Here is a 12,887-nt window from a genome sequence, read left to right as displayed (position 1 = left end):
ATTCCGGCGCGACCTTGCCCGCCATGCGGACCGTCAGGTCGCCCGAGGACAGACGATCGAAGCTTGCGTCGACGACGCCCATGAAGGCTCTGAGATCCTCGGCCTTGGCGTGTTCGAGATCGGCCTGCCGCTGCTTCGCCTCCGCCTCGGAAACCCGGGCGGTCTCGGCATCGGTCTCCAGCCGGTCGCGCTCGATCGCCTGCTCCTTGAACACCTGCACCGCGCCGGCCATCTGGCCGATCTCGTCCTTGCGGCCGACCGCCGGAACCTCGACCGACTTGTCGCCGGAGGCAAGCCGCCGCATCGTTTGTGTCATCGAACGGATCGGCGTTGCGATCAGCCGCGCGAGCAGCCAGCCCGAGAAGGTTGTCGCGAGGACGAGAGCGGCGATGCCGCCGATGAGAGCGAGTTGGGCGGAAGATCCAGCCGAGAGCTGGTCGTTCGAGCCCGCCGCGACGCTCGCCGTCTCCGCATTTGTCAGGGCATCGATGGCGTTTTCTGCGGCCTCGATCGCCTTGTCCGCATCCTCGCTCTGGAAGCGCGTGAGCGCACCGCTGAGACCGTAAGGACTGCGTGCGGCAGCGACGATCGGATCGACCACCGCCTTCCGCCAGGAAGCAATGGATGTCTCGATGGCATCGAATTCGGCGCTGCGCGCTGGCGCAAGTTTGCGCAAGTTGCCGAGCGACTCGCCGATCGAGGTCTGGCGGGCGTCGATCGCCTTGGTGTAGCGCTCGTTCCTGGTCAGCATGAAGGCCCGCATAGCAGCCTCCATGCGCGACACCGCCATCCGGATGTCGCGAGAAACGTCCCGGATCTGCGAGTGGTGCTGCATCTCGTTATTCGCCGCTTCGATGGCGGAGAGACGCGAATGCACCACCATTCCCATGCCGACGACGATGACGACCATGACGGCGAAGACCGCCGCCAGTTTGCTTGAGATTTTGAGACTGCTGAGAGTCATGGCAACGAGCCCTTCGGAAGCGATCGAACTGGAGGCTGCCGGAGCGGCGGCCGATAATCGTCAATCTTACGAAGAGAGCTTAAGGCCGAGTTGAGCTTTCGCTGCACTGCGGAAATTTTGCCGTCAGAAGTGACAGGAGAAGCTTCGCCCGCCTTCCTTCGATCCGATTGCTGCGAAGCATCGGCCCGAAAAGTCCATTCGCTTTCGGTCCGATGCTTCGATCATATGCGAGTGGAGCGTCCTTGCACTCCACTCGGCAGGCGCCGGTCAGAACTCTTCCCAGCTGTCCTGCGCATCGGCGGGCTTCCTCGCCGCGCCGCCGGTGCCGGTGCTGCGCAACTGCGCCACCGGCCTGGAAGCCGGCTTCGGCTGGGCGGGCCTCACCGCCGCCGGGCGCTGCGCCGGCTGACTGGCTCGACCTGCCCCGGCGCTGGCGCCACCCGTCACCTTGAAGCGGGCGATGGTCTGGGCAAGGCTGTCGGTCTCGGCCGACAGCGTCTGTGCGGCGGCGGTGGACTGTTCCACCATCGCGGCATTCTGCTGGGTCACCTTGTCCATCTGGTCGGCAGCGCCCGAGACCTCGCGAAGGCCCGTCGCCTGCTCGCGGGCCGAATCGGCGATCTTCGCCACCACCTCGGCCATGCCGGCGACTTCCGCGACGATCTCGTCGAGGCTCTTGCCGGACGCCGTCACCAGTTCGACGCCGCGCTCCACCTGCTCCGACGACGCGGTGATCAGGCCCTTGATCTCCTTGGCCGCTTCCGCCGATCGCTGGGCCAGAGCCCGCACTTCCTGGGCGACGACGGCGAAACCCTTGCCGGCCTCGCCGGCCCGCGCCGCCTCGACACCAGCATTCAGGGCCAGGAGGTTGGTCTGGAAGGCGATCTCGTCGATCACCGAGATGATCTGGGTGATCTGCTGCGACGAGCCCTCGATCTCGTTCATCGCGGTGACCGCCTGGGCGACGATCTCGCCGCCGCGGCTCGCCTTCTCGCGCGCCGATTCCATCGTCCGGCGGGCATGGCCGGCATTGTCCGCCGTGCCGTTGATGGCGCTCGACACCTGGCTGAGGGCGGCGACGGTCTCTTCCAGCGAGGCCGCCTGCTGCTCGGTGCGGTTGGCGAGATCGTTGGAGGCCACCGTGATCTCGTTGAGGCCGGTGCGGATCGTCCCGACCGCGCCGACGACGCGGCCGATGGCGCCTTCGAGTTCCTCGACCGACGCATTGAACTTCGCCTTGATCGGCTCGAATTCCGGCGCCACCTCGCCGGCCATGCGGACGGTGAGATCACCCGAGGAGAGCCGGTCGAAGCTTGCGTCGACGACGCCCATGAAGGCTCTGAGATCCTCGGCCTTGGCGTGTTCGAGATCGGCCTGGCGCTGCTTGGCGGCAGCTTCCGAAACGCGGGCGGTCTCGGCGGCCTGTTCCAGACGATCGCGCTCGATCGCCTGCTCCTTGAACACCTGAACGGCGCCGGCCATCTGGCCAATCTCGTCCTTGCGGCCGACGGCCGGAACCTCGACCGACTTGTCGCCGGAGGCAAGCCGCCGCATCGCGCCGGTCATCAGGTTGATCGGGCGGGAGACGGCGCGCGACAGAAGGATGCCGAAGCCGAGCGCAGCGGCGACGGAAACGAGGACGCCGACGACGATCGTCAGCGTCGCCCGCGAAATCTCCGCGGCTTCCTTCGCGCTCGATCCGGCCATCGCAGCGCGCGCCTTGTCGAGCGCCGCGTCGATGCCGTTTTCGATCGGCTCGATGAATTCGTCGGCCTTGCCGGAATTGAAGATCGCCAGCGCCGCCGGATAGGTCGCCTCGTTACCGGCCTTGGCGATCACCGGATCGGCGATCTGGGTCTGCCAGTCGGTCATCGCCTTCTTGATCGGCTCGTATTGGCCGGCAAATTCGCTCTCGGGCCCGGCATCGGCGAGAAGCTTGGCGAGCGCCGCCTCGAAGCTCTGGTGGTGCTCTTTCACCCGCTTGGCGAAATACGGATCCCGGGTGATCATGAAGCCGCGAAGGGAATTTTCCTGGCGGGCAAGAGCAAAGCGCGCGGTCACCGCGGCCTGCGTCAACGCGATGTTCTGGTCCTTTTCGGTCGATCCCACCTCGACCTGCCGGATGCTCCAGAACACCGATGCTCCCATCAACAGGGCAACCAATGTCAGGGCACAGAACGAATATGTCAGCTTCGCTGATATCCGGAGATTCTTCATTGACGTCAACGCTTTCCTCCTGGAACGGACCCGGTTGTCCGCAGACGTCACATTCTATCCATTACAATATATAATTTATTCTTTATTTCCTTTGGCGGGCGAAAATAAAACTCAAAGTAACTTCCATCAAAAGCCGCGAATAGACAAATTTAAACGTTCTCGGTGCAGAAGCCGCTGCTGCCGACCATGCGTCATCCTGACCGTTCGTCCCAGGGATGAGCGGCGACGGAGCCGCCGGAGCGACCCCGTCACCGAAAGGAATCTCACCCCGCCCGGCCGAAGCCGCCCGGCGTCGGCGTGGTGACGATCACCGCCTCGCCGGCCTGAAGGACCGTCTGGTCGCAGCCGGAAAGTTCCTCCAGCGTGCCGTCGAGCCGCCTGACTTCGGTGCGGCCCATCTCGCCGGCGCCGCCGCCGCAGATGCCCTTCGGCGGCTGGGTGCGATGGGAGGAGAGGATCGCGCAATCCATGGTCTGCAGAAACCGGATGGTGCGCCTGGTGCCGTCGCCGCCGGACTTTTCGCCGGTGCCGCCGGATCCCTCGCGGATACGGAAATCTTCCAGCACCACCGGGTAGCGCATTTCGAGGATCTCCGGATCGGTGAGCCGCGAATTGGTCATGTGGACGTGGACGCCCGAGGTCCCGGCAAAGCTTCGCCCGTCATTCATCCGGCCGGCCGGCGAGCCGGAGCAGATCGTCTCGTAATACTGGTAGCGCTCGTCGCCGAAGGTCAGGTTGTTCATCGTGCCTTCCGAGTTCGACAGCGCCTCGAAGGCCCCGAACAGGGCATTGGTCACGTGCTGGGAGGTCTCGACATTGCCGGCGACGACGGCGGCGGGATATTCCGGCTTCAGCATCGAGCCTTCCGGCACCACGATCGTCACCGGCCTGAGGCAGCCGGCATTCATCGGGATCGGCTTTTCCACCATCACCCGGAAGACGTAGAGGACCGCGGCGCGGGTCACCGGTTCGGGGGCGTTGAAGTTGTTCTCGATCGACGGCGAGGTGCCGGTGAAATCGACCGTCGCCTCGCGGCTTTGCTTGTCGATCGTCACCTTCACCTTGATCACCTGGCCGGAATCGGTTGGATATTCGTAGGAGCAGTCGCCGAGCGTTTCGATCAACTCGCGCACCGCTTCGGCCGCATTGTCCTGGACGAAGTCCATATAGGCCTTGACGGTTTCGAGGCCGAAATTCTCGACCATCCGGCGGAGCTCGGCGACGCCCTTCTCGTTGGCGGCGATCTGGGCCTTCAGATCGGCGACGTTCTGGTCCGGGTTGCGGGCCGGATAGGGATGGTCGGTGAGGACGCGGCGCAGCTCGTCTTCCTGGAATTCACCCTCCGCGACCAGCTTCAGATTGTCGATGAGGACGCCCTCCTCGTCGACCTTCGTCGCCCGCGGCGTCATCGAGCCCGGCGCGATGCCGCCGACATCGGCATGATGGCCGCGCGAGGCGACGTAGAAGAGAATGCGGCGGTCTGCGGATTGTGAAGGTTTCCCCTCGCCCTTCGAGGCTCGCTCCGCTCGCACCTCAGGATGAGGGGAAACCTCATCGCCGCGCACCTCTCCCCGATGTCGGGCGTCGCCGTCTCCCGATCCCTCATCCTGAGGTGCCCGGTCGCCCTCAGGCGGGCGGGCCTCGAAGGGCGAGGGATCGGTGGCACCTTCCTCGAACACCGGTGTCACCACCGTGATGTCCGGCAGATGCGTGCCGCCGTTGTAGGGGGCATTCAGCGCGAAGACGTCGCCGGGGCGGATCTGGCCCTCGTTCTGGGCGATGATCGCCTCGACCGAGCGGTCCATCGAGCCGAGATGCACCGGCATGTGCGGCGCGTTGGCGACCAGCGCGCCCTTGGCATCGAAGACCGCGCAGGAAAAATCGAGCCGCTCCTTGATGTTGACCGAGGAGGCGGTGTTCTGCAGCGTCACGCCCATCTGCTCGGCGATCGACATGAAGAGGTTGTTGAACACCTCGAGCAGCACCGGATCGGCGCCCTGCCCTTCCTTGCCGCCCGAGGTCCCGAGCGCGGCAAGGCGCGGCTTCGCCTCGACGCGCGTCAAGAGGACGTCGTTGTCCTTCGTGGTCTCGGCGGCCCAGCCGGGCTCGACGACGATGGTCTGGTTCGGCTCGACGATCAGCGCCGGGCCCTTCACCCTGGCGCCCGGGCCGAAAGTGTCGCGGCGGATGATCTTCGCGTCGCGGGCACTGCCACCGGTGAAGAAGCTCCCGCTCTCGATGGAGCCCTCGTTGAAGCTGCCGGCCGCGCCGGTGACGCCCGACGCCTTTTCCCGCGGATTCTCGCTGGTCTCGACCGACACCGTCTCGACGGTGATCGCCCGGCCCGGATAGACGAAGCCGAACTGCGCCTTGTGCGCCGCCTCGAAGGCTTCGCGGGCCTTGTCGAGAGAGCCGGCATAGGCGACGGGCAAGGTCGTGTCGGTGCCGTCATAGCGCAGCTGCAGCAGCACCTCGGTGGCGTGATCGCCAGCCGCAACGCCCTGCGCCTCCACCTCGCCGGCGGTTTCCTTCGAAAGCCTTCCGGCCAGCGTCTCGATCTCGGCCCTCGACTCTTCGCCAAGCGGTGCGACCAGCGCTTGTGAGCGGGTGGAAAACAGCGACGACAGGCCGATGCCATAGGCCGACAGGAGGCCCGACATCGGATGGACGAGAACGCTTTCCATCGACAGGGCATCCGCGACGAGACAGGCATGCTGGCCGCCGGCGCCGCCGAAGGAATTCAGGAGGTATTTCGAGACGTCGTAGCCGCGCTGCACCGAGATCTTCTTGATCGCATTGGCCATGTTCTCGACGGCGATGGTCAGGAACCCCTCGGCGATCTCTTCGGGCGCGCGCCCGTCGCCGAGCCTTGCGGCGAGTTCCTGAAACTTCTCCCGGACGACGGCGACGTCGAGGCGCTGGTCCTGGTTCGGCCCGAACACCGCCGGAAACAGCTCCGGCTTCAGCTTGCCGAGCATGACATTGGCGTCGGTGACGGTGAGCGGTCCTCCCTTGCCATAGGCTGCCGGCCCCGGATGGGCGCCGGCCGAGGCCGGCCCGACCTGGAAGCGGCCCTGATCCACCGATAGAATCGAGCCGCCGCCGGCCGCGACCGTGTGGATCCTCAGCATCGGCGCACGGATCCGGACGCCCGCCACTTCGGAATCCAGCGCCCGCTCGTAGGAGCCGGCATAGTGGGTGACGTCCGTCGACGTGCCGCCCATGTCGAAGCCGATGACCTTGTCGAAGCCCGCCGCCTTCGCCGTCTCGGCCATGCCGACGACGCCGCCGGCGGGGCCGGACAGGATCGCGTCCTTGCCCTGGAACATCTCGGCCGCCGTCAGCCCGCCCGACGACATCATGAACTGCAGCGAGGGCGCCGCCTCGTCGCCGGTCTCGGCGCCGAGCGCCGCGGCGACCTTGTCGACATAGCGCCTGAGGATCGGCGTCAGATAGGCGTCGACCACCGTGGTGTCGCCGCGTCCGACGAGCTTGACCAGCGGCGAGACCTCGTGGCTCACCGAGATCTGCGCAAAGCCCGCCTGTTCGGCGAGCGCCTTCGCCTTCGTCTCGTGCTCGGGGTAGTGCCAGGCATGCATGAAGACGATGGCGACGGCATCGATGCCGTCCGCCCTGGCTTGTTCGAGGGCCTGCTTCGCCGCGTCGGCGTCGAGGTCGAGCTCCACCGTGCCGTCGGCGAGCACCCGTTCCGGCACTTCCGCGACCCTGGCATAGAGCTGCTCGGGCAGGACGATCTCCTTGGCGAAGATGTCCGGCCGCGCCTGATAGGCGATCTTCAGGGCATCGCGGAAGCCTTTGGTGATCAGCAGCAACGTCTCGTCGCCCTTGCGCTCCAGAAGCGCGTTGGTGGCGACCGTCGTGCCCATCCGCACCGTGCCGACCCGGCCCGGCGGAATGGCGCCGCCGGTCTTTATGCCGAGGGTCTGCCGGATGCCCTCCAGCGCGGCATCGTCGTAGACGCCGGGATTTTCCGACAGCAGCTTCCTGGCGTGGAGCGATCCGTCCGGCGCCTTGCCGATGATGTCGGTGAAGGTGCCGCCGCGATCGACGAAGAAGTCCCATTTGCCGGCTAGGGTTGCCTGCGGATCCGCCTGAGTGCCTGCCTGCATGATGGGCATCCTGCTGTATGATTGATCATTTGTCGGCGATTTATCGGTAGATTATCAATGTATTTGACGGGAGGCAAATTCCATGGAAGTCTCTTCTCACCGAACGACAAGGGAGCCTGACATGAAGCATCTGCCCACCCTGATCCTGGCCGCCGGCGCGATCGCCTGGCCGGGCCTTGCCGCGGCCCAGACCGCCTGGGACATGCCGACCCCCTATCCGGAAGGAAACTTCCACGAGAAGAACATCGCCCAGTTCGTCGACGAGGTGAACGAGGCTGCGGGCGACGCCGTCGAGATCACGGTCCACAACAACCAGTCGCTGATCAAGCATCCCGACATCAAGAATTCGGTGCGCGACGGCATCGTTCCGATCGGCGAGTTGCTGGTCTCGCGGCTCTCCAACGAGGATCCGATCTTCGGCGTCGATTCCGTGCCGTTCCTGGCGACGAGCTACGAGGAAGCCAAGAAGCTCTACGACGCGCAGAAGCCGGCGATGGAAGAGGCGCTCGGCAAGGAGGGGCTGAAGCTCCTGTTCTCGGTGCCGTGGCCGCCGCAGGGCCTCTACACCAAGGAGGGCGTCGCCAAGATGGGCGATCTCCAGGGCAAGACCTTCCGCGCCTACAACAAGTCGACCGAGGAACTCGCCAAGGCCGCCGGCATGACCCCGACCCAGATCGAGGCCTCCGACATCCCGACCGCCTTTTCGACCGGCCGGGTCGAGGCGATGATGACCTCGCCGTCGACCGGCGTCGATTCCAAGGCCTGGGATTTCCTGTCGAACTACTACACGATGAACGCCTGGCTGCCGCGCAACATGGTGATCGTCAACGAAAGCGCCTTCGAGGCTCTGCCGCAGGAAGCCCAGGACGCCATCATGAAGGCGGCGGGCGAGGCCGAGACCCGGGGCTGGCAGGCCTCCGAGGAAGAGACCAAGCGCACCACGGATCTCCTGAAGGAGAACGGCATCAAGGTCGAGGAGCCCTCCGACGACCTGAAGTCCGGCTTCCAGAAGATCGGCGAGACGCTGACCGAGGCGTGGAAGACCGAGGCGGGCGAGGCCGGCGCGAAGATCATCGAGGCCTATCAGGGATCCTAGGGACGTCCATCGCTCGAGGCGGCGGGGGGCCGCCCTTGACAATGTCGGGAAGCGGCGACCTGAGAGAGGGTTTGGACGAAGAAGGCATGGCAGGTGACGTGCGGCTCACGTCGGCACCCTTCGCGCCCCCCCTCTGCCCTGCCGGGCATCTCCCCCTCAAGGGGGGAGATCGATCCTGCCTTAAAGTCTGCCCGTCGGTGTAGACGCTTCAATTGGCAGAAGCGCTGACGGCGAGAGGCCGGTGGCAAAGCTGCTGATCTCCCCCCTTGAGGGGGAGATGTCCGGCAGGACAGAGGGGGGTAACCCAGGCACTGTCGGTGGAGGTGGATAGACCCCAAGCGCTGCCGGCCCGTCCCGCCTCATTCCCCCGACCAGGCCAGCGCCCTTCTCTCTCCTCAAGCCGCCCCTCCCACCCGACAACAGCGAGGTCCCATGCGACACGCCCTCGACACGCTCTACAGGATGGCAGGATGGCTGGCGGCGTTCTGCCTCGTCGCGATCCTCGTCCTCGTCGCCCTGCAGGTGGGTGCGCGGCTTCTTGACTGGGGGCTGACGTCGCTCGGCACAGGGGCCACCGGCTTCGCGGTGCCGGGGCTCGCCGAGATCGGCGGCTTCCTGCTCGGCGCCTCGACCTTTCTCGCCCTCGCCGAGACGCTGGCAAAGAACGTCCACATCCGTGTCGACCTCCTGACCACGCGTCTTCCTGAGAGGCCCCGTCAGATCCTCGACGGCGTCGTCGCGCTGATCGGCGCGGCCCTCGCGGCCTTCGCCACTTATGCCCTGGCGGCGCTGGCGATGAAGAGCCTTACCTATGGCGACGTCTCCTACGGCCTCGTCGCCGTGCCGCTGGCCCTGCCGCAGGGCTGCCTCGCCGCCGGCCTCCTGGTCTTCACCATCGCGCTGATCGACGAGGCGGTGCTCGCCTTTTCCGGCGACGACCGGATCAGCGGCGGCGGGGAGAGCATCTGATGGACATCTTCACCCTCTCGCTTCTCGTCGTCGCCGCGCTGTTCGGCGCCCTCGCCCTCGGCCTCTGGGTCGGCCTCGCCCTGACGCTGACCGCCCTCGTCGCGCTGCTGTCGCGCCCGTCCCTCCCCGACGCGCAGATCCTCGCCACCTCCTTCTGGTCGGCCTCGACCTCCTGGGACCTCACCGCCCTGCCGATGTTCATCTGGATGGGCGAGATCCTGTTCCGCTCGAGGCTCTCCGACGATCTCTTCGCCGGCCTCGCGCCGCTGATGCGGCGGCTGCCGGGACGGCTCGTCCATGTCAACATCGTCGGCTGCGCGATCTTCGCGGCGATTTCCGGCTCCTCGGCGGCGACCACCCAGACGATCGGCAAGATCTCGCTGCCGGAGCTGAAAAAGCGCGGCTATGACGACAGGATCGCCATCGGCTCGCTGGCCGGCTCCGGCACGCTCGGCCTCCTGATCCCGCCCTCGATCATCCTCATCGTCTACGGCGCGGCGGTCGAGCAGTCGATCTCGCGGCTGTTCATCGCCGGCGTCCTGCCGGGGATCCTCCTGGCGCTCCTGTTCATGGGATATGTCGGTCTGGCGGCGACGCTGAACCCGACGCTGATGCCGGAAAACGCCGACGTCCTTGCCAAGGAGAGCAAGCTCAAGGCGGCGATGCGCATCGCCCCGGCCGTGCTGCTGATCCTCGGCGTCATCGGCTCGATCTATGGCGGCATCGCCTCGCCCACCGAGGCCGCCGTCATCGGCGTCGTCATCGCGCTGGTGATTGCAAGGGCGCAGGGCGGCCTCTCATTTGCCGAGTTCGAGGACGGGCTGATGGCGGCGACCCGCGTCTCGGCGATGATCACCTTCATCCTCGCCGGCGCCGCCCTCGTCACGACGGCCATGGGCTTCACCGGCCTGCCGCGGGAACTCGCCGGCTGGATCGCCTCGCTCGGGCTTTCCCCTTACGCGCTGCTCTTTGCCCTGACGATCTTCTTCATGATCCTCGGCTGCTTCCTCGACGGCATCTCGATGGTGGTGCTGACCACCTCGGTGATCATGCCGCTGGTCGACCAGGCCGGCTTCGACCTCGTCTGGTTCGGCATCTATCTCGTCATCGTCGTCGAGATGGCGCAGATCACGCCCCCCGTCGGCTTCAACCTCTTCGTCATCCAGGGCCTCACCGGCCAGGACATCTTCCGCATCGCCAGGGCGACGGCGCCGTTCTTCGGCCTTCTCGCCTTGATGGTGGTGCTGCTCGCCCTGCTCCCGGATCTGGCGCTGTTCCTGCCGCGCACGATGTTCTCCAAGGGCTGACGATGAGCGACCCGAAGGACACCGCGATCGGCCCGATCGTCTCCTCCTCCCATCTCGCCGATGGCGGCGCACCGGCGCTGTCGGAGGTCGAGTTCGGGATGATCCTGTCGCACCACGCCTTCGAGCGCTGGATGGTCCGCTGCATGACGGCGGCGGGCGAGCCGGGGCTGACGGCGACGGAGATCCTCGTCCTCCACACGGTCTGCCACCGCGGCAAGCCCAAGCGCCTCGCCGACATCTGCCTCGTACTCGGCATCGAGGACACCCATCTCGTCACCTATGCGTTGAAGAAGCTCGAGGCGAAGGGGCTGCTTGCCCGGGAAAAGGTCGGCAAGGAACGGCTGATCCAGGTCTCCGAGGCCGGCGAGACGGCCTGCCAGCGCTACCGCGACCTGCGCGAGAAGCTGCTCGTCGACGGCATTTCCGAACTCGGCCTCTCGGCCGAGCGGATGAGCGAGATCGCCCATCTCCTGCGCCTGCTCTCCGGTCACTACGACCAGGCGGCCCGCACGGCAGCGAGCCTATAGCGTCCGGACCTCACGCGTCTGTATTGTAGCTTGCAATACGACTTGCTAGGTGTCGTTCGGAAGGAGCACGCCATGGCCAGCCTGAAAGACCGCCGCGAACATCCCATTTCCATGCGGTTCCCTGCCGGAGACGTCGATCTGATCGATCGCGCGGCGGCATTGCGGGGTCGCTCGCGCACGGACTTCGTTCGCGAGGCGGCGGTGCGTGCAGCCGAAGACATTCTCATGGAAGCTCGCCTGATCCGCATGAGCGAGGATAGCTTTGCGGACTTCGTGGCGGCATTGTCTGCGCCTGCCCAGTTCGTACCCGAGATCGCCGAGGTGCTCGCCAGACCCGCCCCGTGGCAAGCGAGCGACGATCCAGAGAACTGACGAGCATGGTATCATCGCCCGAACCGCTCGACGAAGGACACGACATATCAAGCTTCAGTTGCGGCAAGCCGGCGCTGGATCACTGGCTGAAATTTCGCGCCCTATCCAACATGAAGAGAGGCTTCACAGCGGTCATCGTCGTCCATGAAGAAAAGCGCGTCGTCGGCTTCTACGGGCTATCGCCCACGGCCGTGGTGCCGGACATCCTGCCACGAGCGATCCGCACCGGTCAGCCACCTGACCCTGTGCCCTGTCTTCTCCTCGGACAGCTCGCGACTGACGAAGCTTTTGCCGGTCGAGGGATTGGAACAGGTCTTCTCAGGCACACGCTGTTGCGGGCTATATCCGCATCCCAGCTCATCGGTGGTCGCGCCCTGATGGTCCGGGCTGTGGACGATCCAGCGGCTGCGTTCTGGCGGCGCCGCGGCTTCGTGCCGAGCAGACGCGACCCTTTTGTCCTCTTCCGTCCGATGGCCGATATCGTCGATACGAGTACGAAGACGGCAATGGGCGAACCCGCCCCGCCACACCGACCTTGAAGATCGAGTTCGGCGATCGATCTGCCGGAGAGCCTTTCCATGTGTAATCTCTATTCCGTCACGAAGGGCCAGCAGGCGATCCGCGAATTCACCCGGGCGACCCTCGACCGGACCGGCAACCTGCCGCCACTGCCGGGGATCTTTCCCGACTACGCCGCGCCGGTGGTGCGCAACCGGGAAGGCGTCCGCGAGCTGACAATGATGCGCTGGGGCATGCCCTCGCCGGCCTTCGTCCTGAAGAACCGCAAGGCTGACAGCGGCGTCACCAACATCCGCAACGTCAAGAGCCCGCACTGGCGCCGCTGGCTCGGGCCGGAACACCGCTGCGTCGTTCCCTTCACCAGCTTTTCCGAATATGAGGACCGGGCCGGCAAGAAGGTTCCGGTGTGGTTCGCACTCTCTGAGGACCGTCCGCTCGCCGTCTTCGCCGGCATCTGGACGGAGTGGACGAGTGTCAGGAAGGTCAAGGAAGGCGAGGTGACGGCCGATGTCTTCGGCTTCCTCACATCGGAACCCAATCTCGAAGTCGGCCGCGTGCACCCGAAGGCGATGCCGGTGATCCTCACCGAACCGGCCGAGATCGACCTCTGGATGACGGCACCCTGGGTCGAGGCCGCGGCGCTGCAGCGCCCCCTGCCCGACGGCGCGCTCGCCATCGTTGCCGAAGGCGCACGGGAGGATGGCGGCGAGGCCGAACCGCCACTGCCGGATCAGCCGCGCCTGCTTTGATTTTAGTCGCACCGGCTGTTGCCTCGACAAATTGGGC

The 12,887-nt window shown here is 65.9% G+C and carries 10 protein-coding genes; 7 read left to right on the top strand and 3 right to left on the bottom strand.

Annotated elements, in window-relative coordinates; genetic code table 11:
- From E3C22_RS22950 to E3C22_RS22940, 3 genes are all read right to left on the bottom strand, one after another.
- Positions 1–964, bottom strand: a 964-nt coding sequence (locus E3C22_RS22950; protein WP_134764217.1) for a HAMP domain-containing protein, incomplete at its 3' end; no start/stop codon positions are given.
- Positions 965–1,231: 267 nt separating this feature from the next.
- A complete protein-coding gene (locus E3C22_RS22945) occupies positions 1,232–3,100 on the bottom strand; it encodes a methyl-accepting chemotaxis protein (protein ID WP_245515153.1) in 1,869 nt (622 codons plus the stop codon).
- 344 nt (positions 3,101–3,444) lie between these two features.
- On the bottom strand, positions 3,445–7,311 hold the full coding sequence (locus E3C22_RS22940) for a hydantoinase B/oxoprolinase family protein (RefSeq protein WP_134764215.1): 3,867 nt from the start codon (positions 7,309–7,311) through the stop codon (positions 3,445–3,447).
- 121 nt (positions 7,312–7,432) lie between these two features.
- On the opposite strand from E3C22_RS22940, the gene E3C22_RS22935 reads away from it, so the two are divergent.
- From E3C22_RS22935 to E3C22_RS22900, 7 genes are all read left to right on the top strand, one after another.
- Positions 7,433–8,407, top strand: a complete 975-nt coding sequence (locus E3C22_RS22935) for a TRAP transporter substrate-binding protein (RefSeq protein ID WP_134764214.1) — start codon at positions 7,433–7,435, stop codon at positions 8,405–8,407.
- A 432-nt stretch (positions 8,408–8,839) separates the two neighbouring features.
- Positions 8,840–9,376, top strand: a complete 537-nt coding sequence (locus E3C22_RS22925) for a TRAP transporter small permease (protein WP_134764213.1) — start codon at positions 8,840–8,842, stop codon at positions 9,374–9,376.
- Entirely contained in the window at positions 9,376–10,683 is a 1,308-nt protein-coding gene (locus tag E3C22_RS22920) for a TRAP transporter large permease (RefSeq protein WP_134764212.1), read from the top strand. The genes E3C22_RS22925 and E3C22_RS22920 overlap by 1 nt, the downstream gene beginning before the upstream one ends.
- Before the next feature lie 2 nt (positions 10,684–10,685).
- Positions 10,686–11,210: a winged helix DNA-binding protein gene (locus E3C22_RS22915; RefSeq protein ID WP_134764211.1), complete on the top strand. Its 525-nt coding sequence runs from the start codon at positions 10,686–10,688 to the stop codon at positions 11,208–11,210.
- Between the two features lie 72 nt (positions 11,211–11,282).
- Complete coding sequence (locus E3C22_RS22910; protein ID WP_134764210.1) at positions 11,283–11,582, top strand: type II toxin-antitoxin system TacA family antitoxin; 300 nt, start codon at positions 11,283–11,285, stop codon at positions 11,580–11,582.
- A 5-nt stretch (positions 11,583–11,587) separates the two neighbouring features.
- Positions 11,588–12,121, top strand: a complete 534-nt coding sequence (locus E3C22_RS22905; RefSeq protein WP_134764209.1) for a GNAT family N-acetyltransferase — start codon at positions 11,588–11,590, stop codon at positions 12,119–12,121.
- A gap of 39 nt (positions 12,122–12,160) precedes the next feature.
- Positions 12,161–12,850: an SOS response-associated peptidase gene (locus E3C22_RS22900; protein WP_134764208.1), complete on the top strand. Its 690-nt coding sequence runs from the start codon at positions 12,161–12,163 to the stop codon at positions 12,848–12,850.
- Positions 12,851–12,887 lie beyond the last annotated feature (37 nt).

Source organism: Jiella endophytica (assembly GCF_004519335.1).
Taxonomy (GTDB): Bacteria; Pseudomonadota; Alphaproteobacteria; order Rhizobiales; family Rhizobiaceae; genus Jiella; species Jiella endophytica.
This window is presented reverse-complemented; position numbering and strand designations above follow the sequence as displayed.

Excerpts from the sequence above, each read along its gene's own strand:
- E3C22_RS22940 (WP_134764215.1), bottom strand. The coding sequence starts at position 7,311 with ATGCAGGCAGGCACTCAGGCGGATCCGCAGGCAACCCTAGCCGGCAAA.
- E3C22_RS22935 (WP_134764214.1), top strand. The coding sequence starts at position 7,433 with ATGAAGCATCTGCCCACCCTGATCCTGGCCGCCGGCGCGATCGCCTGG.
- E3C22_RS22925 (WP_134764213.1), top strand. The coding sequence starts at position 8,840 with ATGCGACACGCCCTCGACACGCTCTACAGGATGGCAGGATGGCTGGCG.
- E3C22_RS22920 (WP_134764212.1), top strand. The coding sequence starts at position 9,376 with ATGGACATCTTCACCCTCTCGCTTCTCGTCGTCGCCGCGCTGTTCGGC.
- E3C22_RS22915 (WP_134764211.1), top strand. The coding sequence starts at position 10,686 with ATGAGCGACCCGAAGGACACCGCGATCGGCCCGATCGTCTCCTCCTCC.
- E3C22_RS22910 (WP_134764210.1), top strand. The coding sequence starts at position 11,283 with ATGGCCAGCCTGAAAGACCGCCGCGAACATCCCATTTCCATGCGGTTC.
- E3C22_RS22905 (WP_134764209.1), top strand. The coding sequence starts at position 11,588 with ATGGTATCATCGCCCGAACCGCTCGACGAAGGACACGACATATCAAGC.
- E3C22_RS22900 (WP_134764208.1), top strand. The coding sequence starts at position 12,161 with ATGTGTAATCTCTATTCCGTCACGAAGGGCCAGCAGGCGATCCGCGAA.